The sequence below is a fragment of the Nonomuraea purpurea genome, assembly GCF_042650645.1.
GTDB classification, from domain to species: domain Bacteria; phylum Actinomycetota; class Actinomycetes; order Streptosporangiales; family Streptosporangiaceae; genus Nonomuraea; species Nonomuraea purpurea.
Genome location: NZ_JBHSBI010000031.1, coordinates 1 through 22,806, shown reverse-complemented (window position 1 = coordinate 22,806; position 22,806 = coordinate 1). Strand labels below are relative to the sequence as shown.

General features: G+C 65.3%; 25 protein-coding genes, 2 tRNA genes and 1 pseudogene. 15 read left to right on the top strand and 13 right to left on the bottom strand.

What is annotated here, in order from left to right; all coding sequences use genetic code 11:
* Both ACFOY2_RS42325 and ACFOY2_RS42320 read left to right on the top strand, forming a co-directional pair.
* Complete coding sequence (locus tag ACFOY2_RS42325; protein WP_379533776.1) at window positions 1–192, top strand: helix-turn-helix domain-containing protein; 192 nt, start codon at window positions 1–3, stop codon at window positions 190–192.
* Window positions 192–1,541 (top strand): tyrosine-type recombinase/integrase, encoded by a 1,350-nt coding sequence (locus ACFOY2_RS42320; RefSeq protein WP_379533775.1) that lies wholly within the window; start codon window positions 192–194, stop codon window positions 1,539–1,541. Before ACFOY2_RS42325 ends, ACFOY2_RS42320 begins: the two co-directional genes overlap by 1 nt.
* A gap of 89 nt (window positions 1,542–1,630) precedes the next feature.
* Here ACFOY2_RS42320 and ACFOY2_RS42315 read toward each other — a convergent pair.
* Window positions 1,631–1,720 (bottom strand) — tRNA-Ser (locus ACFOY2_RS42315).
* A 224-nt stretch (window positions 1,721–1,944) separates the two neighbouring features.
* Window positions 1,945–2,505, bottom strand: a complete 561-nt coding sequence (locus ACFOY2_RS42310; RefSeq protein WP_379533774.1) for a YceI family protein — start codon at window positions 2,503–2,505, stop codon at window positions 1,945–1,947.
* A gap of 117 nt (window positions 2,506–2,622) precedes the next feature.
* Here ACFOY2_RS42310 and ACFOY2_RS42305 point away from each other — a divergent pair, with 117 nt between their 5' ends.
* Window positions 2,623–3,108: a MarR family winged helix-turn-helix transcriptional regulator gene (locus ACFOY2_RS42305; protein WP_379533773.1), complete on the top strand. Its 486-nt coding sequence runs from the start codon at window positions 2,623–2,625 to the stop codon at window positions 3,106–3,108.
* Here the strand turns inward: ACFOY2_RS42305 and ACFOY2_RS42300 are convergent.
* Window positions 3,065–3,568 (bottom strand): SigE family RNA polymerase sigma factor, encoded by a 504-nt coding sequence (locus tag ACFOY2_RS42300; protein WP_379533772.1) that lies wholly within the window; start codon window positions 3,566–3,568, stop codon window positions 3,065–3,067. The genes ACFOY2_RS42305 and ACFOY2_RS42300 overlap by 44 nt on opposite strands.
* 218 nt (window positions 3,569–3,786) lie before the next feature.
* Here ACFOY2_RS42300 and ACFOY2_RS42295 point away from each other — a divergent pair, with 218 nt between their 5' ends.
* Together ACFOY2_RS42295 and ACFOY2_RS42290 are read left to right on the top strand one after the other, a co-directional pair.
* Window positions 3,787–4,734 carry a hypothetical protein gene (locus ACFOY2_RS42295; protein WP_379533771.1) on the top strand — a complete coding sequence of 316 codons (948 nt, stop codon included), beginning with the start codon at window positions 3,787–3,789 and terminating at the stop codon, window positions 4,732–4,734.
* A 5-nt stretch (window positions 4,735–4,739) separates the two neighbouring features.
* On the top strand, window positions 4,740–5,531 hold the full coding sequence (locus ACFOY2_RS42290; RefSeq protein WP_379533770.1) for a MauE/DoxX family redox-associated membrane protein: 792 nt from the start codon (window positions 4,740–4,742) through the stop codon (window positions 5,529–5,531).
* A 103-nt stretch (window positions 5,532–5,634) separates the two neighbouring features.
* Here ACFOY2_RS42290 and ACFOY2_RS42285 read toward each other — a convergent pair whose 3' ends face one another.
* The gene (locus ACFOY2_RS42285) at window positions 5,635–6,816 is read right to left on the bottom strand and encodes an AAA family ATPase (RefSeq protein ID WP_379533769.1); all 1,182 of its coding nucleotides are present in this window, start codon (window positions 6,814–6,816) and stop codon (window positions 5,635–5,637) included.
* Window positions 6,817–7,089: 273 nt separating this feature from the next.
* Between ACFOY2_RS42285 and ACFOY2_RS42280 the strand changes: the two genes are divergently transcribed.
* From ACFOY2_RS42280 to ACFOY2_RS42270, 3 genes are read left to right on the top strand one after another with little or no spacing between them, the layout of a single operon-like run.
* Window positions 7,090–7,548 carry a MaoC family dehydratase gene (locus ACFOY2_RS42280; protein WP_379533768.1) on the top strand — a complete coding sequence of 153 codons (459 nt, stop codon included), beginning with the start codon at window positions 7,090–7,092 and terminating at the stop codon, window positions 7,546–7,548.
* 42 nt (window positions 7,549–7,590) lie between these two features.
* The gene (locus ACFOY2_RS42275; protein WP_379533767.1) at window positions 7,591–8,058 is read left to right on the top strand and encodes a SigE family RNA polymerase sigma factor; all 468 of its coding nucleotides are present in this window, start codon (window positions 7,591–7,593) and stop codon (window positions 8,056–8,058) included.
* Window positions 8,055–9,296, top strand: coding sequence for a hypothetical protein (locus ACFOY2_RS42270; RefSeq protein ID WP_379533766.1), 1,242 nt, complete (start codon window positions 8,055–8,057; stop codon window positions 9,294–9,296). The genes ACFOY2_RS42275 and ACFOY2_RS42270 overlap by 4 nt, the downstream gene beginning before the upstream one ends.
* A 95-nt stretch (window positions 9,297–9,391) precedes the next feature.
* Here ACFOY2_RS42270 and ACFOY2_RS42265 read toward each other — a convergent pair whose 3' ends face one another.
* The gene (locus ACFOY2_RS42265) at window positions 9,392–10,024 is read right to left on the bottom strand and encodes a response regulator (protein ID WP_379533765.1); all 633 of its coding nucleotides are present in this window, start codon (window positions 10,022–10,024) and stop codon (window positions 9,392–9,394) included.
* Window positions 10,025–10,092: 68 nt separating this feature from the next.
* Window positions 10,093–11,358 carry a sensor histidine kinase gene (locus tag ACFOY2_RS42260; RefSeq protein ID WP_379533764.1) on the bottom strand — a complete coding sequence of 422 codons (1,266 nt, stop codon included), beginning with the start codon at window positions 11,356–11,358 and terminating at the stop codon, window positions 10,093–10,095.
* Between the two features lie 311 nt (window positions 11,359–11,669).
* Between ACFOY2_RS42260 and ACFOY2_RS42255 the strand changes: the two genes are divergently transcribed.
* Window positions 11,670–11,742 (top strand) — tRNA-Arg (locus ACFOY2_RS42255).
* Window positions 11,743–11,830: 88 nt separating this feature from the next.
* On the opposite strand, the gene ACFOY2_RS42250 is transcribed toward ACFOY2_RS42255, so the two are convergent.
* The gene (locus tag ACFOY2_RS42250) at window positions 11,831–12,076 is read right to left on the bottom strand and encodes a tyrosine-type recombinase/integrase (protein WP_379533763.1); all 246 of its coding nucleotides are present in this window, start codon (window positions 12,074–12,076) and stop codon (window positions 11,831–11,833) included.
* Window positions 12,077–12,699: 623 nt separating this feature from the next.
* Here ACFOY2_RS42250 and ACFOY2_RS42245 point away from each other — a divergent pair.
* Together ACFOY2_RS42245 and ACFOY2_RS42240 are read left to right on the top strand one after the other, a co-directional pair.
* A complete protein-coding gene (locus ACFOY2_RS42245) occupies window positions 12,700–12,966 on the top strand; it encodes a winged helix-turn-helix domain-containing protein (protein WP_379533762.1) in 267 nt (88 codons plus the stop codon).
* Window positions 12,967–13,033: 67 nt separating this feature from the next.
* Window positions 13,034–13,490: pseudogene (locus tag ACFOY2_RS42240) on the top strand (NUDIX domain-containing protein).
* A gap of 608 nt (window positions 13,491–14,098) precedes the next feature.
* Here ACFOY2_RS42240 and ACFOY2_RS42235 read toward each other — a convergent pair.
* The 4 genes from ACFOY2_RS42235 to ACFOY2_RS42220 form a co-directional block, all read right to left on the bottom strand.
* The gene (locus tag ACFOY2_RS42235) at window positions 14,099–14,851 is read right to left on the bottom strand and encodes a hypothetical protein (protein ID WP_379533761.1); all 753 of its coding nucleotides are present in this window, start codon (window positions 14,849–14,851) and stop codon (window positions 14,099–14,101) included.
* Window positions 14,852–15,700: 849 nt separating this feature from the next.
* Window positions 15,701–16,390 (bottom strand): hypothetical protein, encoded by a 690-nt coding sequence (locus ACFOY2_RS42230; RefSeq protein ID WP_379533760.1) that lies wholly within the window; start codon window positions 16,388–16,390, stop codon window positions 15,701–15,703.
* A gap of 280 nt (window positions 16,391–16,670) precedes the next feature.
* Window positions 16,671–16,856 carry a tyrosine-type recombinase/integrase gene (locus ACFOY2_RS42225; RefSeq protein WP_379533891.1) on the bottom strand — a complete coding sequence of 62 codons (186 nt, stop codon included), beginning with the start codon at window positions 16,854–16,856 and terminating at the stop codon, window positions 16,671–16,673.
* Between the two features lie 100 nt (window positions 16,857–16,956).
* A complete protein-coding gene (locus ACFOY2_RS42220; RefSeq protein ID WP_379533759.1) occupies window positions 16,957–18,372 on the bottom strand; it encodes an AAA family ATPase in 1,416 nt (471 codons plus the stop codon).
* Between the two features lie 358 nt (window positions 18,373–18,730).
* On the opposite strand from ACFOY2_RS42220, the gene ACFOY2_RS42215 reads away from it, so the two are divergent.
* Both ACFOY2_RS42215 and ACFOY2_RS42210 read left to right on the top strand, forming a co-directional pair.
* Window positions 18,731–19,120, top strand: coding sequence for a type II toxin-antitoxin system RelE/ParE family toxin (locus tag ACFOY2_RS42215; RefSeq protein ID WP_379533758.1), 390 nt, complete (start codon window positions 18,731–18,733; stop codon window positions 19,118–19,120).
* Window positions 19,117–19,497: a helix-turn-helix domain-containing protein gene (locus tag ACFOY2_RS42210; protein WP_379533757.1), complete on the top strand. Its 381-nt coding sequence runs from the start codon at window positions 19,117–19,119 to the stop codon at window positions 19,495–19,497. The genes ACFOY2_RS42215 and ACFOY2_RS42210 overlap by 4 nt, the downstream gene beginning before the upstream one ends.
* A 368-nt stretch (window positions 19,498–19,865) precedes the next feature.
* On the opposite strand, the gene ACFOY2_RS42205 is transcribed toward ACFOY2_RS42210, so the two are convergent.
* On the bottom strand, window positions 19,866–20,882 hold the full coding sequence (locus tag ACFOY2_RS42205; protein ID WP_379533756.1) for a hypothetical protein: 1,017 nt from the start codon (window positions 20,880–20,882) through the stop codon (window positions 19,866–19,868).
* Window positions 20,883–20,932: 50 nt separating this feature from the next.
* Between ACFOY2_RS42205 and ACFOY2_RS42200 the strand changes: the two genes are divergently transcribed.
* On the top strand, window positions 20,933–21,217 hold the full coding sequence (locus tag ACFOY2_RS42200; protein WP_379533755.1) for an ArsR/SmtB family transcription factor: 285 nt from the start codon (window positions 20,933–20,935) through the stop codon (window positions 21,215–21,217).
* A 205-nt stretch (window positions 21,218–21,422) separates the two neighbouring features.
* Here the strand turns inward: ACFOY2_RS42200 and ACFOY2_RS42195 are convergent, their stop codons facing one another.
* The gene (locus ACFOY2_RS42195) at window positions 21,423–21,905 is read right to left on the bottom strand and encodes a hypothetical protein (protein ID WP_379533754.1); all 483 of its coding nucleotides are present in this window, start codon (window positions 21,903–21,905) and stop codon (window positions 21,423–21,425) included.
* Between the two features lie 149 nt (window positions 21,906–22,054).
* Between ACFOY2_RS42195 and ACFOY2_RS42190 the strand changes: the two genes are divergently transcribed.
* Complete coding sequence (locus ACFOY2_RS42190) at window positions 22,055–22,720, top strand: hypothetical protein (RefSeq protein ID WP_379533753.1); 666 nt, start codon at window positions 22,055–22,057, stop codon at window positions 22,718–22,720.
* Window positions 22,721–22,806 lie beyond the last annotated feature (86 nt).

Here is a 22,806-nt window from a genome sequence, read left to right as displayed (position 1 = left end):
GTGGACAAGCTGTTCTACCGCCCGAAGGATGCCGCAACCGTTCTCGGCATGAGCCGAACGGCCGTGTTCCGGTTGATCAAGACGGGCGAACTTCGATCGATCAAGCACAACGGCTACCGGCTCATCCCCGGCACCGCTCTCCTCGACTACGCCCATGCTCTTGAGACCCAAGCGTCCGAGGAGGTGGCCTGATGTCCGTCAGAAAGCCCAATGGACGCTCCTCGATCTTCCTCGGCAAGGATGGACTGTGGCACGGCTGGGTGACGGTGGGGATCAAGCCGGATGGCTCCCCGGACCGACGCCATCGTAAGGGCAAGACCGAGACCGAGGTAACGCGCAAGGTCCGCGAACTGGAGAATCAACGAGACTCGGGCCGGGTGAGCAAGGCCGGCCGTGCTCCGACCGTTGCGGAGTGGATGTCCGAGTTCCTCGACGTGATCTGTGCGCGCCTGGTGCTGTCGGAGAAGATGGCTCCTCGCACGCTCACCGACTACCGGTCCAAGTCGAGAAACTGGATCGCGCCGCTCCTCGGCAAGCATCGCCTCGATCGGCTCGCCCCTGAGCACCTGGACACCGCCTACACCACGATGCTTGAAGAGGGCCTCTCCTCCAGCAGCGTTCTCAAGGTTCACCGCATCCTGTCGCGTGCCCTCACCATCGCCGTGCGGCGGGGACGCGTCGCACGAAACGTAGCCACGTTGGTGGACGCTCCTTCCGCCGCCACAACGGAGATCGAACCCCTGACAGGAGAGGAGGCGCGGCGCATCCTCGATATCGCCAAGACCAGGAGGAACGGCGCTCGCTGGTCCGTCGCTCTCGCGCTCGGCATCCGGCAAGGCGAAGCTCTCGGGCTCCGCTGGTCGTACATCGATCTGACCACAGGGGAGATTCGGGCATGGTTCCAGATCCAGCGGTCGGAGTGGCAGCACGGCTGCAACAATCCACACGCCTGTGGAGAGAAGTGGCACCGCAAGGCGTGCAAGAAGAACTGCAAAGAGCATCAGCATGATCGCGACTGCAAGCCGAACTGCAAGAAGCGCTCCCACCGCTGCTACAAGCGCCCATGCCTCAAGGACTGTACGAGCCACGCGGACAAGTGCCCGAAGCGCACCGGCGGCGGCCTGATCTTTCGGCAACGCAAGGGCAAGAGCAAGCTCACCCTCCAATGCCCGCCGGCACTTCTGGCCCTACTGCGAGCCCACAAGAAGCTCCAAGCCGCCGAACGGCTGAAGGCTGGGGATAAGTGGACCGATCACGATCTGGTCTTCACAACGCAACTCGGCGGGCCCATCGAGCGCACCGAGGACTGGAAGCAGTGGAAATCCATCCTCAAGCAGGCCGGCGTACGAGACGCCCGCGTTCACGACGCCCGCCACACCGCCGCGACACTCCTCATCGAGCAAGGCGTCCACATCCGCGTCGTACAGGAGATCCTCGGCCACACACGTGTGACGACAACAGAGCGCTACACCCACGTGGCCACGCTCCAAATGAAGGACGCCAGCAACCGCATGGACCAGGCCCTCTGGGGTCAGCCCTGACGGGCAACTGCAACCCAAACTGCAACCCTGATGTCCACAGAGATCAAAAAAGGCCCCCTCCCCGAAATCGGGAGAGGGCCTTCCGCCTGCGGAGGATCGGGGATTTGAACCCCGGATGGCCGGTAAGACCAAACCGCATTAGCAGTGCGGCGCCATAGACCTGACTAGGCGAATCCTCCTGGAAGCCATCGCGGCTCAGCACAGCGTACCGGCCTTCTGGCGAGGCAGCAAAGCGATTCTCCGCCCAGCCTTCACCAAGAGTTATCAACAGCCTGTGGGTAACTGCCTGTGGATGAAGCCCGCCCAGAGCATGGACGGGCTTCGGGGCTGTGGATAACTGTCGGGATGCGCGGTTGTGAGGGCCGGACCGACCCCCAAAAATGCCCCGAAAAGCCCCCAGATGCTAGGCCGGGTTGGCCTCGCCCTCGATCTCGATCTTGACCTTCTTGCCCACGAGCACCCCGCCGGTCTCCAGGGCCTGGTTCCAGGTCAGACCGAAGTCCTCGCGGTCGAACTCCGCGCTGATCGAGTAGCCCCAGACGACCTGGCCCCACGGGTTCGAGCCGACGCCCCCGTACTCGACCGTGAGCTCGACCTCCTTGGTGACGTCGCGGATGGTCAGGTCGCCGACGACCGTGAACTCGTCGCCGGAGTGGCCGACCACGCGGGTGCTCTTGAAGGTGATCTGCGGGTACTTCTCGACGGCCAGGAAGTCGTCGCTGCGCAGGTGGCCGTCGCGGTCGACCATGCCCGTGTCGATGCTTTCGGTCTGGATGCTGAGTTCGGCGGTGGACTCGAGCGGGTTCTCGGCGATCGTGACCGAGCCCGTGAAGGCGCCGAAGTGGCCGCGGACCTTGCTGACCATCATGTGCTTGACCACGAACCCGATGCGGGTGTGGGCTGCGTCCAGGTTGTAGGTGCCGGCGGCGGGGACGGTCAGGGACTCCCAGGTGCGGGTGGTCATTGGGGTTCTCCTCGTTGAAGGTAAGGTGACGCTTGCTGTGCGGATGTCTGCGGCAACAATTTTCTACACGAGGAATATTCCACACGTCAACTATCATCGGCTAGGATGGTGAGGGTGATGAACGTTGACGACGCCCGCCTGACAGCCATCGGCCTCCTGACCGAGGTGCACGCCGGCCTGATGGGCAGGCTACAGCCGGTGCTCGCCGAGGCGGGGTTGTCCGAGATCGACTTCGAGACCGTCATCCGCCTGGCCCGTTCACCCCACCAGCGGCTGCGCATGAGCGACCTGGCCGCGCAGACCGGGCTGTCGACGAGCGGCGTGACCCGCGTGGTCGATCGGCTCGAACGCGAGAGCCTGGTGCGCAGGGAGGCCTGCGCGAGCGACCGCAGGGCGTCCTACGCCGCGCTGACGGACACGGGACGCGAACGGCTGGAGGGGGTGCTCCCCCAGCATCTGCAGGACGTCGAGAGCTGGTTCACGGGCCTGCTGGAGCCCCAGGAGCTGCAGGCGTTCCTCTGCAGCCTGCGCAAGATCAGAGCCGTCGTACGTCCCTGCGCTACCGCGGGGGTTGTGGAGAACGAAGTCCCAGCGCGTCCCTGAGCTTGGACATCGCCCGCGACACCGTGCTCTTGACCGTCCCCACACTCACCCCGAGCGTCCTGGCGATCTCCGGCTCGGTCATGTCCTCGTAGTAGCGCAGCACGATCGCCGCCCGCATCCGCTCGGGCAGCGACTCCAGGGCCTGTTCGAGCAGTTCGTGCACGTCCCCGTCGCGAGCCGGCCCGTCATTCGGGGGCTCGGGCAGTTCGGCCGACGGGTACTCCTCCAGTTTGCGCCGCCGCCACTGCGAGATGTTGATGTTCACCATGGCCCGCCGCACGTATCCGTCCAGCGCCCTGCGGTCCTCGATCCGGTTCCAGGCCAGGTACGTCTTCGTCAACGCGTTCTGAAGCAGGTCCTCGGCGTCCAGCGGATGCCCGGTGAGCTGATGAGCGGCACGCAGCAGCGCGGGCCCGCGGGCCCGGACGTACTCATGGAACTCATCTTCCCAACCAGACATCGTGGCCAGAATCGCAGCCTGATGCCCGATTGGGGTGGAACCACAATTCAGGTTTCGGCCCGCCGACGATAAAGGTAGGCCAAGGTCGGTGGCGGTTTCTACGCCGCCGGATGTCCACACCCTTCCCCAGGGATGCGTATTTTGCTCTGATCTGCCCCCGTACGGTGTGGACTACCCCCAAGTCGTGTGAATCTAGTAGCCGACCCGAGGGAGGGCCGATGGGGGATCCGAGCGTTGAGCGCCGCCGGGTGCTCGCCGCCGCGGCGCTGGGCCGCGAGTCCGGCGTTCCAGGCCCCGACCCGAGCAACGGGGAACCGCTGCGGGCCGTGGCGGGCGAGGTTCTGGACGTCAGCCCGCACCTGATCATCATCGAGACCCCCGGCGGCACGGAGGAGCGGCTGGTCATCGCGCCCTGGGCCACCGCCTGGCACGGTCAGGACGTCGGACCGGCCGACATTCCCGTGGGTTCGATGGTGATGATGCGCGCCCTGCGCGACGGCCGCGTGATCGAACGGATCTGGGCCGACGCCACCCGCATCACCGGCACGATCCTGTCGATCACCGGACGCAGGGACCTGACGGTGGAGCTCGACTGCGGGCCGCACCGGGGACATCGCTCGGTCGTCATCCCCTACCGGGCGACGGGACGGCTGCAGGTGCGCCATCCCAAGTTCGAGCCCGGTTACCTGTTCGACGCGATCGGGATCAGGCGCGACGGGGCCGGCCTGGCCCTGCTGCCGGCGACCTCCCAGCCCGCCTACCCGGCGCGCGCCGTGCCGCCCCCGCCGCCCGCCTACGCCGGCGTGCAGTCGCGCATTTCGGGCACGGCCACCTGGTCGGACACGTTCGACGAGGAAGAACGCGGCGCGGCCTACCCGATGCTGGAGGGCTCCGACATCGGTTGCGCCGAAGCGGGGACGTCCTGTGCCGGCCTGCCGTACCTGGCCGTCGGTTCGCTGCTCCAGGTCCGCAACCTGTGCTCTCAGCGCTCCGCGAACGTGCCGGTGGTCGCGTGCGGATGCCTGGCCGGACGGTTCTGCGACCGCTGCGTCGAGTGCGACACCTCGCCGCGCGGACGCATCGCGGAGTTGTCGCCGTCCTCCTATGTGGAGCTTGGCGGCGATCTGATGAAAGGCTGCTTCAACGCTCAAATCGGATTGGGGTGACCCGCGTGCTGGAATCACAGCTCCCGCTCCTGATCATGCTGCTCGTCCTGGGGACGGCGGCCAAGGTGGTCACGGTGCGCTCGGGCGGTGAACCGGGCGCGCTGTCCCAGTTGGGGCCCGCGGTGCTGGTGCCGGACCGCATGCGGGCCGCGGCGCTGCTGATCTGCGCCGCCGGTGAGTTGATGCTCGCCACGGGCCTGCTGCTCACCACTCATCCGTTCTTCAGGTGGGGGACGGCCGCCTTCTTCGCGCTGTCCACGTACGTGCTGCTGGAGCTGCGCAGGCGGCGTCCCGACGCGGGCTGCGGCTGCTTCGGCGAGGTGAGCTCGGCGCCGGTCGGGCTGCGTTCCGTCGGCAGGACGGTGACGTTGACCGGCATGGCCGGGGTGTCGGTGTGGGCGCCGGTGTCCGGATGGGAGGCCGTGGGCCACCTGTCGTGGCTGACGGCCGCCGGGGCGGTCCTGCTCGCAGTGCTGTCGCCCGAGATCGAGGAGCTCATCGATCGTGTGCGCTTCCGCGCCCCCTGCGAGCAGCGCCGCAGCCCCGCCGAGTCGGTCACCCTGTCCAGGCTCAGGTCGAGCGGCACCTGGCGGACCCACCGGGGCGAGCTGGCCTCGGCCGAGCCGTACGACACCTGGCGCGAACTGTGCTGGCGTTTCTTCGCCTTCCGCAACCACGACGAGGACGACGTCGTCTTCGCCGTCTACCTCAGCGGGCGGCGCCCGGCGGTGCGGATGGCCGTGGTCAGCGCGGAGGACAGCGAGTCTCTGGCGGAATATACGCCAGTATCGGCCTGACGCTATACAGCGTTAGATTCCGCTCGACAGGCATGGCGATATTGCTCTATTGGGCTGTCTAGCTTCCCCACTAGACAGCCCAATAGAGGTCTAGGGGCGTCGCTCAGATGGGCTGAGCGCGCAGGAACTTCCCGAAATGCGGCACCGTGAACGCGATCAGGCCGCGCTCGGCGCTGTAGATGAGCCCTTTCTTGATGAGACTGTCACGGGCGGGCGAGAGGCTGGACGGCTTCCGCCCGAGGGCGTCGGCCACGTCGGCGGTGGCGACCGGCTCGTCGCCGATCTGCGCCATCGCGTGCATGTAGTCGCGCTCGGCCGGGGTGGCCCGCTCGTAGCGGCTGCCGAAGAACCCGACCGCGAGCTCCTCCTCGGCCTCCGGTGCGGAGACCTTGACGTCATCGATGGTGATCGGGCTGCGCGGCGCCAGGTCCCAGGCGACCTTGCCGTAGGCCTGCACGAAGTAGGGGTAGCCGTCGGCGGCCTCGTAGAGAGCGTCGAGGGCGTCCTGGGTGAACTCGACGTCCTCCTCACGCGCCGGCAGGATCAGCGCCAGGTCGGCGGCGTCGCGGTCGAGCTTGTCGATGCGCGCGTAGCGGAACAGCCGCTCGGAATAGCTCTTGCTGGCCGACAACACGCTCGGCAGGTGGGGCAGCCCGGCGCCCACCACGATCAGCGGCCCGCCCGACTGCGACAACTCGTGGCAGGCGGCGCAGAGCGCCGAGACGTCGGCGGCCTGGACGTCCTGCATCTCGTCGATGAACAGCGCGATGCCGACCGCCAGGTCGGTGGCCACCGACGCGGCGTCGACGAACAGTTCGGTGAGGTCGATCTCCAGATCGCCCGAGTCGGCGCGCCCGCGGCTGGCGGGCACCTCGATGCCGGGCGACCAGTGGGAGGTGCCCTTGGCCGCGGAGGGGTCGCGCATGGCGAACGCCTTGAGCACCCCGAGGAACTCCTCGATGCGCTCGGGCGCCCGATGGCGCGGGGCCAGCTCGCGGATGGCCATGTGCAGGGCCGCCGCCACGGGCCGCCTGATCGACTGGTCGGGCCGGGCCTCGATCTTGCCCGTGCCCCACAGCCGCTGCATGGCCATGGATTTGAACGTGTTGAGCAGGACGGTCTTGCCGACGCCGCGCAGGCCGGTGACGACCATGCTGCGCTCGGGGCGACCGCGGGCCACTCGCTCCAGCACGACCTCGAACTGCTGCAGCTCTCGATCCCGCCCGGCGAGCTCCGGCGGACGCTGGCCGGCGCCGGGAGCGTAGGGGTTTCGCACAGGGTCCACGCTCTCGGACTTTATTGCCGGATATAGCGGCCGTCTTAGATTTGGGAAGAAAGTGCTACGGCGTGTCCGAGCAGGGGCGGTCGCGAGCACCGTCATCGGACACACCCCCTCTCACCTGGCCGAACCCTTGTTCGAGTGCGATACGTAGAACTGTAGCGCGGACTCGAACACCTATGCGATGGTTTCGAGTAAAGATCTTCGCAACGTGGCGCGAGGCCCGCCGGCAGCGCGAAACTTGGCACCCGTCGCCGCGCCGCAATAGCGTTCGGAGCCATGCGGACCTTCGCGAACGTACAGGAACTCAAGGCGGCCATCGGCGAGACGTTCGGCCCCACCGAGTGGCGCACCGTCACTCAGGACCAGGTCAACCTCTTCGCCGACGCCACCGCCGACCACCAGTGGATCCACGTGGACGTGGAGCGCGCAAAGGAGGGACCGTTCGGCGGCACGATCGCCCACGGATACCTGACCCTGTCGATGCTCCCGGTGTTCATGTTCGAGATGGTCGAGGTGCAGAACATCGCGATGGGCGTCAACTACGGCCTCAACAAGGTCCGCTTCCCCAGGCCGGTGCCGGTCGGCGCGCGGATCAGGGCCGTGGGCGAGCTCACCGACGTCAAGGGCACGCCGGCCGGCTACCTGTCCACGCTGAAGATGACGGTCGAGGTCGAGGGCGAGCGGCGGCCCGCCTGCATCGCCGAGACCCTTTCCCTGTACGTGCCGGCCGAATAGGTCCCGTGCAACAGTAAGGCGCCCTCATCGCTCCCTGGGTTCGTGGAAGATTTCGACGAGTTCGTCCGGACCCGGGGCGACGCGCTCCTCCGGTACGGCTACGTGCTGTCCGGCAACTCCGAGGACGCGGCCGATCTCGTACAGGAGGCGCTGGCCCGTCTGGGCGACGCCTGGCCCCGCGTGCGCAAGAAACACGACCCTGAGGGGTACGTGCGCACGACCATGGTCCGGTTGCACATCAAGTCGTGGCGCAGGCGGCGCCGGGAGGACCTGGTCGCCGCCGTCCCCGACCACGGCCGATCCGACCGGTACGGCGACGCCGACCTGTGGGCCGAACTCCAGCAGCTGCCCCGCAAGCAGCGGGCCGTGATCGTGCTGCGCTACTACGAGGACCTTCCCGACCAGGAGATCGCCGAAATCCTCGGGGTGTCGCGCGTCACCGTGCGCAGTCAGGCGGCCCGTGCCCTGGACAAGCTCCGGATCAAGCGAGTGCTGCAGGAGGCACGATGAGAGGCGAGCAGGACCTGGTCCGGACCCTGCGGACGGCGGCGGACCAGGTGGAGGGCCTCGACCTGGCGGGCGGGGTGGCCCGGCGGCGGCGCGCCCTGCGTACCCGGCGACGGGTGGGAGTGGCGCTCGCGGCGGCGGCCGTGGTGGCGATCGTGGGCGGCACGACGGTGGCGCTGTCCGGCGGGGAACAGCGGGCCCAGCCGGCCGAGATCGTGACCCCCGAAGTCCCGAAGATCACGCCGGTCGAACAGTTGTGGCCGCGGGCCGTCGTCAAGATGCCGGCGAAGAAATGGAAGCCGGTGACCGGCCTGAGCCCCACTCAGGTGCTGCTGGCGGCCAATTCCGCGTTCGAGAAGGCCGGGCAGCTCGGGGTGTACGACTCGGCGCGCGGGACGACCCGCGTTCTCGGCGACATCCCCAGTCCCAAGAAGAAGTACTACCCGCAGAAGTTCGCGGTGAGCTCGCGCTACATCGCCTGGTACGGCGAAACGCCCCAGGACGACGACCCCTGGGCGGATTTCTGGATCATGCCCAGGGAAGGAGGCACGGCCAGGCGCGTGACCGAGGTGACGGCGGACGTCGACGCGATCGGCCTCACCGGCGACTCCCTCGTGTGGTCGGTACGTGGCGGGGGCGTCTACCGCGTGCCGCTGACCGGCGGAAAACCCTCGCGCGTACCCGGCTCCGACGGCCTCCATCTGACCGCCTGGCCCTGGGCGAACGGCCGGGCCTCCAAGGAGCCCGGCGCGAACGAGAACCGGGTCGTCAACCTGGAAACGGGCCGATCCGTCGACGTTCCGCTGCCTCCTCAGGTTCAGATGACGCAGTGTCACGCGGAGTGGTGCGTCGGCGTGAGCGGCGGCCGCATGATCGTGCAGCGAGTGGACGGAACCGGTAGGAAGACCCTGCCCGTGATGTTCCGGCCCCACGGGGCGCGCTGGCTGCTGGGTGACCGTTATGCGATGTTCGGCGTGTACGACGAAACCCGGCGAGGACTGCCGATCGCCGTGGTGTACGACCTGGCCACCGGTGTGACGGCGGGACTCGGCGAGAAGTCCGAGCCGTGGGTGAGCGGGTCCGTGATGATGGGTGCGAATTCGTCGGCGCCCTCCACCACGCCCTCCTGGGACGCGGACGTGACGTACCACAGGGAATGCGGGAACGGCCGCTGCGTGGTGAAGACACGCGGGGGCGGCAAGCAGCTCACCGTCGTGAACCTGCTGGCCGCCACCCGATGATTCACGCGCGCACCGCGTACTACAGGCGTTGCCGCGAGGGCCGTGGCAACGCCTGTACGGCGGGAGGTGGGCCCTGCGCCCCCTGAGTTATCGGCCTATGCCCCCTCCGAGTAATAGATCGCCGCCTGCACCCGGCTCCTCAACCCCAGCTTGTTCAGCACCCGGCTGACATGCGTCTTGGTGGTGGCCTCCGCCATATTCAGCTCTTTGGCGATCTCGGCATTGGACAGCCCCCGCCCAATACACGCCAGCACCTCCCGCTCCCGAGGCGTCAAACTCTCCGGATCCCCCGCCGACTCTCGACGCGCCGGCGCCTGCTCGGCGAAGGCCGAGATCAACCTCCGCGTAACCCCGGGCGAGATCAGCCCATCCCCCCGCGCCACCAACCGCACGGCCTCGACCAGCGACTCGGCATCGGTGTTCTTCAACAGGAATCCAGCGGCCCCCGCCCTCAAAGCCCCGAAAACATATTCATCGAGATCGAACGTCGTCAGGATCAGCACATCGGTGACCCCCGCCAGTTCTCTGGTGGCGGAGATGCCGTCGAGCCGCGGCATGCGTACGTCCATCAACACGACATCAGGCCGCATCTCCCGAGCCATCGCCACGGCCTGCTCGCCGTCACCCGCCTCCCCGACGACCTCGATGTCGTCCGCCCCATCCAGAATCAGCGCGATCCCGGCCCGTACCGCCGAGTGATCGTCGGCCACCAACACCCTGATACTCACGATCCCACTTCCTTACGAGTCACCCCCGGCCAGCACAATCGCCCCCTCACGCCGCATTGCAGAAAACGCTAGGTTTCCAAACTCGCGGCCCCAGCCCCCGAACGACCGTTCTCCCCGGGCACGAACGCGAAGGACCGCTCTTCGGCCGTGGGCAACACAGCGGCCACCCGCCACCACCGGCAGTCCCCTTCTCCCTGCCGCGAAGACCCACGTCCGGAAAAGGCCTCATGAAACGACGGGGACCCCTGCAGGGAAGATGGGCCGGCCTCGAAGGTCCCCCCGACCAACGCGGCCCGCTCCCGCATGCCGATCAGCCCGGCCCCGGCCCCCGGCAGCCGCGCCCCACGCCCACCGAGCGCGTTCTCGACCCACACCAGAACCCGTCCGGCCTCGTACGCGAGAAGGACCCGAACGGGCGAGTCACCATGCTTCAACGCGTTGGTCAGGGCCTCCTGCAAAATCCGGTATCCCGCCAGGTCGACGCCGACGGGCAATTCCCTGGGTTCCCCTTCGATCCGCATTTCCGCGTCGAGCCCCGCCCTTCCGACCCTGTCCACCAGGGTCTCGGCATCGGCCAATCGCGGCCGGGTGGCCTCGGCGGAATCGTCCCCTTCCTGCCGCAACAGCCCGATCATGGATCGCATCTCGGCCAGCCCTTTCACGCTGTTCTCCCGTACGGACTCCATGATTTTCCGGACCGTCGCCTGATCCAGATCCTTGCGGGAAAGCGCGGCCGTGGACTGAATGGCGATCGCGCTGAAATGGTTCGCGATCATGTCATGCAGCTCACGGGCCATCCGTGTGCGTTCGGCCGCGATGGCCGCCTGCCGATCGAGCTCCGCCAGATGAGCCACCTGCTCGGCCCGAACCCGTTCGGTGTTCGCCCGATCCCGCTGCTCCCGCAGCACCAGCGCGGTGGTGACAGGCGTCACCAGCACCAGCCCGGCCTGCACCCCCATGACGGCCAGCATCCGCCAGTCCTCGGCGAGAACCCACGCCACGGCCCCGCCCGCGACCGCCAACGCCGTGGTGATACCGAGCAACACCCGGGCCCACCGAGCCGGCCCATAAAGCACGGCGGAATAGAGATTGTCGGTGAACACCAGAACGGTCGCCAGGGACGGCCCCACGAACCCGTCCAGCGTGATCCCGACGACCCCCAAGCCGAGGGAGGCCAACGGCGCCCGCCGCCGCACCACCACTCCCGCGCAGGTGAGCGCCAGCGGCACGACGAGCAGCCAATCGGAAACGCCACGCTCAAGGCTGGCCCCGCCGACGATGAGGATCACCCCCACCGCGAAGGCCACCCCAGCCCCCAACGCGTCCCGCTTCATGCCCCCCATCTCACCACCCCGCGCGCCCTTCTCCCTCCTGCGGAGGGCCAGCCTGTGGATACACCCTTCGATGTATCCACAGGCTCGTTCACACAGGGGACGTTGATCGTCGCCGTCCTCATCGGCTGCGAGATCACCTTCTGATTCGTCAACGACCCGCCCCCGCTCGATTTCATATCCGGACTGCTCAAGATCCCTTGACCGCCTCGCATCCACACCTTCTGTGCCCCCGGGACCGCGCCAACGCGCGCATGATGGTGGATCTGGTTCGAGGTACCCGCCAGAACCCGCTATGCTTGCTTACGCAGCGAGCGGCCGTAGCTCAATGGATAGAGCATCTGACTACGGATCAGAAGGTTAGGGGTTCGAGTCCTCTCGGCCGCGCACATGCGAAAGGCCCGCTACCAGGGAAAACCTGGAAGCGGGCCTTAGTGTTTGTCAGGACAATCTCGGGATCTTGCTAACACCTTTGCTAACAGGGTGGCCCCCACTGCTCCCCGATCGCCTCAGCGAAGACGTCCGACGACGACGCTTCCGCCGCACGGATCACGTGGGCGTACACGCGGAGCGTGATCGACGGGTCTGCATGGCCGAGGCGGGCCGCGACGACGTGCACCGGCACGCCCGCGAGAAGAAGCGTGGTCGCGTGGATGTGTCGGAGATCGTGCAGCCGGGCATGCGGCAGTGCGATGTCCGGGTGAGCCTCGTTGTTGCGCATTGTAACGTTACGTATGCGCGGGCTGTGGGGGTTCGGCGCGTCGTCACCTCACTTCCCCATTCATGAGCTGCCGCCATAGTGCTTCGGCGTCGACCACCCGCACCCGCGGACTCTCAACGATGACCGAAGGAGAGATGGACCGGTCGTACCTCCGGATGAATCCCTGCCCGCCCGTTCGACACAGCTCGAAGACCAGAGACAGGCATTCGCAGGTGTAGGCCCGGACACGGACCCGATCCGGTTCCCGCTGTAGCGGGTACCACCTCACCGGCTCCGCATCCGAACGAGGCGAGACGGGATGCATGCCGTGATAGTCGTCATCATCTGCCACAGGGTTCACCGCCCTTCGTACGCACGGTCGCCAGTACGGCGCCCACAGCGACCGCCATCGACAAACAGGTGTTGGTGAGCGAGTAGCCAACCCCAGCCACATCGTTCGCCCTCATGGGGCAACCAGCCGGAGCGCACACGCGGAACCCCACCCGGAGGGGCCCTGGACCTTCGCTCACCAACGCCATGTCTCCAAGCTAGCAATCCTGTAAGCCCCTGTCTATTCCGTGAAGCTCCATGGAATTCCACGAGCCAGAGTGAAGGGCCGTGAAACGCCCTCCTACGCTCATACCGTGGCCAGATATCTCGAGCACACGCGCACCTGGGAGTTCGACGAGGACCGCTCCCGCTGGGAGCAGATCCTCGAAGTCTTGACCGCGCGCATCGACTCAGGCGAGTGGGGACCCAAGTTCAAGATCTCCGAAGTCAAGCTCATGGAAGAGTTCGGAGTCGCCCGCCCCACCATACGCAAGGCGATGGAACGCCTCAGAGGCGCCGACAAGGTCTACACCGTCCCCAACCTGGGCAGCTTCGTAAAGACCGGCAACGAGGCCGAATAGAACAAGGCCGTCGACAGCCGAAGACCGAACCTCGGCACGAGTAGGCTCTCGGGCCGTAAGCCAGCGGATCGACTACTTACAACGACCCGAGCGTGCCTGCCGCCAACAGCTTGGTCCCCTCCGTGAACGTCGTGGTCACCAACGAGGCCGGCGAGCTGTTGCTCATCCGCCGCTCAGACAATGACAACTGGGCGCTGCCCGGTGGCGCCATCGATCTCGGCGAGTCCATCCCGCAGGCAGCCATCAGGGAGACCCTCGAAGAGACCGGAATCCTCTGCGAAATCACTGGACTGGTCGGCACCTACAGCGACCCCGGCCATGTCATCCACTACACAAGCAACGACGAGATTCGACAAGAGTTCTCTCTCGTCCTCACGGCCCGACCCGTCAACGGCCGGCCGACGCCGAGCAGCAAATCCGCGGCTCAGGATCGGTCACTACCTCCAAGGAAACTCTCCGCACATCGGCTGAACCAGCCCGGCCGAAGGAGTCCACCACTGAACGACGGCGCCAACCGCCATTAGGCCGCACAAGCCCAGCTCAGAGGCATGTAGATCGACCGGATGAGACCTTCTCCACCGTTTCAAGGCCAGTCCGCCTGCGGCCGTCTGGCACGCGTCGGGCGGTCGCTGGCCGCGCTGCGGCTCTCCGACCGGTCGCGACCCGCGCCGCCCGTGCGCTCAACCCCAAGGCAGAGCATCCTACTCAGAGAGTCATGACGGATAACGTAGGAGTCAAGACCGCCTTGTCTTGGTGCGCGCTCGCATGCATCATCTGCGTCCACTGATCAACTTGAGTCGGTGTCGGCCGAGTTTCTCTGACAGCCTGTCCGTAAATTCCCTCGTGAGGGTAGGCCAGTTCCAGAATCGCAACGCAAAGTGTGTAAACGCCCAGGGCTCCTGAAGGTCCCAATCATTCAAGTGAGCGCATTACCCGCAAGCCTCACATGTACGATCAAGCGATTCGCCCGAAATCCATTCGTAGATAGGAAGCACAAACTTGTCCCAATGCCCAGTGGCCACTCTGGCATGCCACAAAGGCGTGGAGAATCTACACGCAGGACAGGTGGCCGATTCTCCCCTTCATGGGATGACAAATTACGCGTCCAATGGAGAAAGAGGCTATCCTTTAGTCACGACGCCTCTTTGATCTCTTTGTTTCTCGTCAGCACATACTCGCCATCAGCGATTGGAGCTCCCCTTAAGAACTTCACGACTACCGCTAGCGTCCCCTCGTCGAGCAAGGAAGCATTCCCCTCAAGCGCCAACTTGATTGCGCCCCTCAATTTCGGAGGGAGATTATCATCCTCGATGCGGACATTGATTAGCATTCTCTTCTGTTCTGTTGCGTATTCTTCGGCTGCTAGAGCCGCAATAAGGCGCTGCTGGAATTCTGCGCTGCTCATACTGGTTCTGGGCCCCTCGACCGCAGCGTCCACTTCTCTAAACGAATCTGCAGGTGGAGTTGCAGCCAGAACGGCCAGTTCGGCAGTACCGGCTTGGCCGCTAGCCTCTCTAGTTGTAGATCGGAGGCTCTTGGCAATCCCGCTCAACTTCCGCTTTATAGCTGGAGCGACGACCTCCTTGACAACGGGGGAAACAACTTCCCTTACGACTGTCTCGAGCACTTCTGCTATCGCGTCTGCTAGCGCCTGCTGGGCTGGCGAGAGCTCCCGCACGTCCGCGCTTCTTGGTGAATCCGTTTCATACGCGTGAACTCCAAGCAGCGCGTCCTCGTCAGCCGGAAATGATTCGGTGGGCCCTAAGAGCTTATTCGTGCCGTCTTCACGCAGGAGGTCGCGCTCAACGCCGGGAGTATCTTTCGAGCCCGAAAGATGCGTTCCATCTGGAATTCGAACCCAGCGGAGGTGCCAATCTTGATTCACACGACTCCTTTACTCCGACGCCTTAAGCAGAAAGATACGTTATTCGCGCGTACTTGGCTCTCCAGCGCGTCCAGGGGCCCGGCAAGTCATGGGAGAGTCCGGCTTGATCCGCTTGGTGTATACGCGCCCGTGCTGGTGGTAGCAGGGCGGCCATGACCGATTCAGATGATCATCGAGGTTCTCTACGCCTTGCCATCATGCCGAAGATTGTGTCACACGAGTGTCAAATGTTAGCCCAATGACAGATTTGGCTGTCCGTGGAGTCACGGGAGTTCGTGCCCTCGATCCGGGCCGGCCCTGATGAAGGGGTCAGTCAGCCGGGTTGCAGTCTGGGTTGCGACACGAGACCGTTCAGAGCTGTTCAGGACGGATCGAGCGCAGGTGCTGACCTGCATTGAACGATGCGGAACGGCCCGAACTGGATCTCTTAATCGGCATGTTGGTGATCCACCGACTTCCAAGACACCATCGCCGCGCCAGTGCCCTGACGCGTTGCCGTACGGCTCACCATGCAGGTACGCGGGCGGGCTTGCCGGCGGATCACCACAACGAGTATCGGCAGCTCACGTGGGCGCTGGCAAGCCCGCTTCTGGGAGCCATCTTGGGAGCCACCCGGACGGACGATCACGAACTGAGCTGGACGGGTCTGAACGATCCTGGAGATCGTTTGGGGACCTACGGATCAGAAGGTTGGGGATTCGAGTCCTCTCGGCCGCGTTCCAGATCAAAGGCCCACTGGGGTCATCCCGGAGGGCCTTTGACGTAGCTCGTACAGCAGCGTTGTACAGCTACGCCGCCGCATGCAGACGGCCTCCTACGACATCAGCGGCTCCTGCCCGGCCACCCTTTTCAAACGCCACCGAGGCCCTCCCGTAGGCGGTGAACCCAGTCCGCCGAAAAGACTTGCTCAAGCCGCTCCTTGCTGGTCTCCAGCAGTCCCTCTTTCGCCAGAGGAAGTAGAGCGCCGTCCTGGATGGCCTTGTGGTCCTCGGGCGCCGGGCAGATCAGAACGGCAAGGATCCGGCACGTCCGTTGCAGCTCCTCGACTCCAGTCGTGTGGACCATGCTCTTGATGGGCTCCCACGCCGTTCGTACGGCAAGGCTTACCAGTGCTTCGAGGAGAGGGCTGCGATGCTCAGTCTTGCGGGACTGCATGATTACCGTCGTGACGTACTCCGGTATTCGGTCCAAGGCTTTCGAGAATCTCTCGATGGCTTCAGCCAAGGCTACGAGGAGATCGCACCAGAAGTGATTGGTGAGTCGCCTCCTCGCCTCCCGTGGCTTGCTGCCGCCGAATCTCTTGTCAAGCTTTTGGATTACAGGACCAGAGAGGATATTTCCGACTTCCTGGATATACTCGATAGCGTCGGGGTTTTCGGATAGCCAGTCGACAAGGTCGACTGTGGCACTATCGGTGGCGGCTGCCTTTCTCCGTCTGGATGGCTCTCGCCGCCCTCTGGGAGGCTGGGTGGAGGCCCAGTTGGTGTCGCTGCGGTCTCTCGCCTCTTGACGAGCGATGGGAGAGGGGTCACGGGCCAACGAGAGACCGTAGGTCCAGCCGTGCTGCGCCCCACCGCACGCGGAACATCCACAGTCATGCCCCTTGGCGCGTTCGCAATTCACAGGGTGCGTCATTCGCCCTCCGCCGCGCTCGGCCGACTCGCCAGAATCCTCATTCCTTTTGAATCACAAGCAGCGAAAAGCGGAATGACCATCACAGCCAGTCCGGCATATCTCATCGGTTATGAGAGAAGAGCGGAAAAACTAAAGCCCCTTTGAGGCGGCCCTAAAAGGGCCTTTTTGGCTGTGCGAAGACCAGCTATCTGTCGCTCCTGGTCATCGATATCTGCGAGTGACGCAGGATGCGCATCGCCACGCGCGGGTGGACATCGAGGGCGGCCAAGAGTGAGGCACAAGTATGCGGGGTGTCGTGCACGCGAATGCGCGGGACGCCCGCTCGGCGGCAGTGGCTCTCGAAGGTCCGATTGAAGTTGCGCGGCTCAATCGGCGCGCGGTCGGGCAGGCCGAGGCCGGACGAGGGGACCCTGCGCGGGCTGCAAGAGGTCTACCTCAAGGAGACCGAGGGCGACCTGGAGGACAAGTGATCAAGCGTAGAGGTCGTCAAGTGTGATCAGGCGCACGTCGTTCCCTGGTTCGGCGCCGAGTTCGTGGGTGAATCCGGCGCCCGAATAACACGTGAGCACCGTGTCACGGGTGTCGTATCCCTTGGCCGTGAGCAGGTCGCGCGCGCGCCGGAGCCGGGCCACATGCTCGGCTCCCATGGCTCTGTCCCACTTGACCTCGCCCAGTGAGAGAACCCGTCGCGGGCGTCCGTGATCCGCGGGCGCCAGAACAGCGACGTCGACCTGGATCTGCGTGCGGTTGGCGGGATCGGGTACGACTCCACTCCCTACCTCACCGGCTGCGGCATCGGCATGCAGGGCATACTCGCGGCAGAGCACCTCGACATGGGGGCCGACGACCTGCGACAGGAAGCGTGCCCTGCTGCCCCGCCACACCGTCGCCGCGTCCCCGCGCTCCAACCGCGCCCACTCCCTGACCATGATCGCCTGATAGAACGTCATGAGCGGTTCGGCCACTCGGTAGTAGCTGCGGTTCGGCCGGAAGAGATCGCGCTCTTTGACCAGGAGATGGCTGTCTTCCAGGACGCGGAGCGGGTGCGCGATCTCGTTGGACTTCCGCCCCACGTAGCCGGCGATTCCCCCTGACGTCGTGTTGCCGTCGGCGACGGCGGCAAGGACGGAGTGGTAGAGCGACGGGTCGCGGATCTCCGTCTCCTCCGCCAACAGATAGCGGGCCTCCCTGAACAACGGGACCTCGGCGTTCAACACGGATCTGATCACCCAGTCGTCGAAATCCGCCGGCCCGGCCGGAATATCGCCACGGACGAACTCCTTCCGGTAGGCCGGGGTCCCACCCACCACCGCGTGGACCTGAGCCGCCAGACGCGGATCGCTGATCCCCCAAAAGCGGGCGGCCTGGCGGTAGTCGAAGGGCCTGATGACCATTTCCAGTCCCGCGCGTCCGCGTAGCGGAGCCGTACCGGACAGCAAACCGCCCATCACCGACATCGCCGAACCGCAGAGCAGCACCCTGGCCGTGCTGGCGGCTCCGGAGCCGCCAGGACCCAGCTCCCGCTGGATGATCGAGGGAAGCTCCGGGGATGCCTTGGCAAGATATGGAAACTCGTCCAAAACGACCGGCACCGCCCGATCGCGCACGACACCGAAGAGGTAGGGGATTGCGTCGATCCAATCGCGGAAGGCCGGGACAGGTGCGCCGGTGAATCCGATCAGTTCGTCCGCGAAGAGGCGCAACGCCACCGCCTCCGTCACCTCGAGCGCGGGGAAGTAGATGCCGCCCATGCTGCTCGCCAAGGCCTGCAGGAGATAACTCTTCCCCTGGCGGCGGCGGCCGCTCACCACACCGAGCCGAGCTCCCGGGCTCACTTCCGAAGCGAACGAGACCAAGCCCGCCCACTCTCGCTCACGGTCGAACACATGCTGAGGCTTCCGCATCTGTCGAAGTATACTTGAGCGAACTAAAGTTGACTCAACCGTACTTCACAAGAAGCTACAGCGAAAGGCCCACAGGCGCGGCTCCCGGTGTCCGACTAAAGCACGGCCTCAACGACCGGGGAGAGACGACGTCAGCGGGCAATCGCCCCGATTCGGGCCAGAACGACCTCATCCCCAGGGGAGATCGGAGACTAAAGCGTGCTTGCTCGACACAAGTGTGACGAAGGTCGTGGACGCACATCTCCCCGTGCCATGCGGACGGCACCCCACCATCGGCGGAGGCCTGGACACCATCGGAGCGCCCGCTCCAGATAGTAAAGGATCCCCTATACTTGAATGCGTGCAGGACGAGTGGGACATCTACGTTACCGACGAGGTTGATGCCTGGATCAGCAGCCTTGGTCCAGAGCCGCATCGACTCGTCATCGATGCGCTCGATCGGCTCGCGGAGAACGGTCCAGCGCTGGGTAGGCCACTCGTGGGCAAGGTGGACGGCTCGCATATCGCAAACCTGAAGGAACTACGCCCCCGGTCCACCGGACGTAGCGCGCTTCGACTGCTGTTCGTCTTCGACCCAAGACGGGACGCCATCGTTCTTGTTGCCGCAGACAAGATCAAGGCGAGCCCTCGCGACCCTAACCGCTGGTATGAGGAGGCCATACCGCACGCAGAGCGGCTGTACGAAAATTACCTAAAAGAGCGCGCAGAAGGGGAGGGGCAGAACCAATGACGACGTTCAAGAAGTGGAACCGCGCCAAGCACGTTGAGCAGGCCGGAGGAGAAGAGGCCCTTGCCGAGACCCGGCGCATGGTTGACGATTTCATCGACGCTTGGCAGCTTGCCCAGCGCCGCAAGAGCGCCGCTCTGACGCAGAACGAGGTCGCTGCCTTGATGGGTGTGACGAAGGCGCGTGTCTCGCAGATCGAGCGTGGCGAAGTCTCATCAGTGGATGTGGTGGCCCGCTATGTGGAGGCCATCGGCGGACATCTTGAGCTCACCGCTAGCTTCCCTGGCGGCACCTACCGGCTACGCGCCGGCAGGGCGAAGAAGACGCGTACGCGACACTTCAAGTTCATGGGCTCGCGACCATTCACGCCCGATAGCTAGTTCAGCAAGGGCAACCGCTTTGCTGCCTCGGCTCGAAGGTGCGCCAATCATGAGGAGGGTTGGGAGTTCATGGTGCCACGCAACCGGAGTGCCAACGACGGTCTTGGAGGAACCTGGACCGAGGTGGTTGGCGCTCCGGTACCGCATGGCCTCCACCAGCAGCGGAAGCCTTGCGCGGAAGGACCTGGACAAGCCTGATCCGACTACAGATCAGAAGGTTAGGGGGTTGGAGTATCCACCTCATACCGCGTTAGGCCTGGTAGCTGGAGTAGGGAGGACCTCGTCGGGTCCCGTTTGGACAACGCTCGGCGGCTTGGCGCCCGGTCGGTGGCAGCTACCGACCGGCCAGACTCTGGATGACGAGTTCGTCAGCCGATCAGCTCGATGCCCCGGGCTGCGGCCTGTAGAAAGATCGGGTCGCTGGTGATCGCGAACTCCCTGACCGCGGCCTCGGTCAGCTTGATCGCGTGCTCGTCGCCGTTCGCCAGCGCCCGTTCGGCCAGGTCTTCGGGCGTGAGCGGGGCGGCCGACGGTAGGGGCTCGGCCAGCGAGTCGGCTGCGTAGCCGGTATAGATGGCGGCGGCGACCTGCCAGAGTGCGTCATGAGTGGACGCCCGGAACTCCTCCGGCAGTTCCTCGATCACTGAGGCCACTGCGACTGGCGCGGTGATGGCATGCAGGAAGACGACCGGCCTCTTCCTGCCATGCGTCAGGAAGATCTTGGCGAAGGCTCGGGCGAGTTCATGGAGGGATGTGGAGGCGTCCTGCGGCGGTGCCAGGTTCGTCAACGCATCATCGAACCCGTGGGCTTCGCTGGCCTTGACGAGATTTGTTGTGATGCTGCCGGTGCGCCTGCCCGGGATGAGGGGGAGGGCGCCGATGGCCTCGTCGAGTCGCAGCCGGCCGCGCGTGGCCGGCCGTCCGGCCAGCGGTCGGTGGGCGGCTGCCCAGTAGGCCAGCGCATGTGCCAGCTCGGTACGTCGCTCGCGGGTCTCGTGCTCGGCCAACCCGCGCAAGGCGTGGGAGGTGCGGATGATGCCGTGTGTTGCTCCCGCCGCCGCTCCGGGCACCAGGCGCGGCCACCACTCACCGGCGACCTCGCGCCACGGCGCCTCCTCGATCCGCCGCTCGAAGTGGAGCGTCCAGTCACCGACTCGAGTCAGGTCGCCGATTGCGGCGCGCCAGTTCTGCGCGTCGACGGGCATGCGCGGACCAGGCCGCTCATCGAGTTTGGGCAGGTATGTGGAGACCCAGTCGGACAGGGCGTCGGCGAATCCGAGCCTCGTCAAGGCTTCCACGGCCATCGGCCCATGGTTGGACAGGCCGCCGCTGAACTCGGGGCCGGTGGGAGCGAGCCGGTGCAGGGCCTCGTCAAGCTGATCCATATCGCCATTCTCCTATATAGAGTGCCTTCTATATAGTAGGTTTCGATATCATGGGCAACGTGGAGATCGACGTCTTGCGTGCTCTGGCGCACCCGGTACGGCTTGGCATCGTGCGCAGACTGGCCCGCGAGCCAGACACCTGCGCGTGCGACTTCACCGACGAGTTCGAGGTCAGCCAGCCAACAATCTCCGCCCACCTCAAGGTCCTGCGTGAGGCCGGTGTGGTGACAACCCGCAGAGAAGGCAACACCATCTGCTACTCACTGGCGCCGCGCACGCTCACCGACGTGGCCTCTATGTTGAACGAGCTGGCGGGCATGTCCCTGGTGCCCTGAGCCAGCTCGCCGAGCCGCCGTGGAGCAACGCCGCCTTACGAGACCAGATCCCATGGCTGAGGTGACAGCAGCGCTGACAGCAACGTCCTCACACAGCGACGTATTCGCGCCACCGTCCACATGAACCTGACCACGGTCTCAATCAGCCGAGCAGGGTGATTTGCTCCGCCTGAAAAGCGGACGGTCACACCCCCACTCCGCCGACCTACTGACTATCGCTCTCCCTTACCTGGGCAGCTGCTGCCTCTGTGAAGTCCAGTAGGGCACGGCGGGCTTTGCGTCCCCGATCCCTCCGGTCCGACTCATCGGCAGCCAATGGGATTTCCTCGGTAAGTTTCAGCGCGGCGGAGGCAAGTTCGCTGAGCGTCCCATTCGCCGCCACAAGGCGCAGCCTGAAGAGGGTCGAGGTGGCATCGACTCGCTTCTGATAGGACGCATCCCGCGCCGCGATAAACGCCTGGCTTTGCGGGTCTTCCTGCTCGCGATGCCACCGGTCGTTCTGGCTCTGCCGAAAGTCGGTCAACGCGCCGGCGAAGGCGCTGTAGGCAACCAATCGCTCCTGCCAGAGTCGCTCTTCTCGCGCGACCTGACGGGCCTGCTTCGCCGCACGAGCCTGGAACACATACGTGACGGTGACCCCGAGCAACGTTCCTACGACCGCGATGATGCTCGTTATCGCGCTTACCATCTAGCCAGTGGAACACAGGGAAAGCCTTTAAAACCTTGCCTCCAGGCAGTCATCAGCTGTCCACCACCGGACGGACGGTGAGGCCCTTCGGTGCTGGCGGCACGGAGGCATGCAGGGAGATGTCGCTGGCATCCGCTTGGATGAGGCTCATGACTGCTCACGATGTGGCCCGCCTGCTGCCCGACATCCCGCAGCTCCGTGATCTGTGCCGGTCCATGGCGGTGTTGGAGGCCATCCTGAGCCCGGAATGGTCCGACCGCTACTACTCCTACGACGCCGACTGGAGCGCTGGGGAGGAGATGGCTTCGATGCGCAACGGGTCGGGGGACGAATACTCCATCGTCTTTTCTGCGGCGGGTGCCTACGTCCGCGGCTTCGACCACGAGGCGGGGATGAGCCCGTACGGCAACGACGGGCCGTGGCCGGGAGTGCTCGACTCCGTCCCTGAGGTCTTCCGCCACTGTGTACAGGAGCCTGCGTTCTGCGACGAGCACGGCATGCCGGTCGTGACCATCTGCCTGTGGCGCGCGGCCAGTGATGGCTGTTGGCGGGTGGGTGAGATCGATTACCCGGACGGTGTGAGCGATCCCGATGGGGCGATGCACCTGTTCCCACAGCTCGTCGACCCAACTCCGGAGGCGTTCCAGCGGTTCGCGGAGGACTACTACGAGGTACCCGTGGATCTCAATGCGGTGCGGCACGTCTACGCCCTCCGTCCGCTGACGCAGGCAGTGGTCACCGCGCTGAACGCTGACCTCCCCCTGGCGGACCTCACCGACGACCTTGCGTCAGCCCAGTATCCATGTGCGCCGTGAGGCGCTGATGATTCGAGTGGAGGTGAGAGACCTTCACCGCCGACCCTGTCGCAGCAGGGCGGTGGAGCTGGCGGCAGCCTGATCCG

Excerpts from the sequence above, each read along its gene's own strand:
- ACFOY2_RS42280 (WP_379533768.1), top strand. The coding sequence starts at position 7,090 with ATGCGGACCTTCGCGAACGTACAGGAACTCAAGGCGGCCATCGGCGAG.
- ACFOY2_RS42310 (WP_379533774.1), bottom strand. The coding sequence starts at position 2,505 with ATGACCACCCGCACCTGGGAGTCCCTGACCGTCCCCGCCGCCGGCACC.
- ACFOY2_RS42205 (WP_379533756.1), bottom strand. The coding sequence starts at position 20,882 with ATGGATCAGCTTGACGAGGCCCTGCACCGGCTCGCTCCCACCGGCCCC.
- ACFOY2_RS42270 (WP_379533766.1), top strand. The coding sequence starts at position 8,055 with ATGAGAGGCGAGCAGGACCTGGTCCGGACCCTGCGGACGGCGGCGGAC.
- ACFOY2_RS42295 (WP_379533771.1), top strand. The coding sequence starts at position 3,787 with ATGGGGGATCCGAGCGTTGAGCGCCGCCGGGTGCTCGCCGCCGCGGCG.
- ACFOY2_RS42195 (WP_379533754.1), bottom strand. The coding sequence starts at position 21,905 with ATGGTAAGCGCGATAACGAGCATCATCGCGGTCGTAGGAACGTTGCTC.
- ACFOY2_RS42305 (WP_379533773.1), top strand. The coding sequence starts at position 2,623 with ATGAACGTTGACGACGCCCGCCTGACAGCCATCGGCCTCCTGACCGAG.
- ACFOY2_RS42190 (WP_379533753.1), top strand. The coding sequence starts at position 22,055 with ATGACTGCTCACGATGTGGCCCGCCTGCTGCCCGACATCCCGCAGCTC.
- ACFOY2_RS42210 (WP_379533757.1), top strand. The coding sequence starts at position 19,117 with ATGACGACGTTCAAGAAGTGGAACCGCGCCAAGCACGTTGAGCAGGCC.
- ACFOY2_RS42300 (WP_379533772.1), bottom strand. The coding sequence starts at position 3,568 with ATGTCTGGTTGGGAAGATGAGTTCCATGAGTACGTCCGGGCCCGCGGG.
- ACFOY2_RS42260 (WP_379533764.1), bottom strand. The coding sequence starts at position 11,358 with ATGAAGCGGGACGCGTTGGGGGCTGGGGTGGCCTTCGCGGTGGGGGTG.
- ACFOY2_RS42200 (WP_379533755.1), top strand. The coding sequence starts at position 20,933 with ATGGGCAACGTGGAGATCGACGTCTTGCGTGCTCTGGCGCACCCGGTA.
- ACFOY2_RS42250 (WP_379533763.1), bottom strand. The coding sequence starts at position 12,076 with ATGCGCAACAACGAGGCTCACCCGGACATCGCACTGCCGCATGCCCGG.
- ACFOY2_RS42320 (WP_379533775.1), top strand. The coding sequence starts at position 192 with ATGTCCGTCAGAAAGCCCAATGGACGCTCCTCGATCTTCCTCGGCAAG.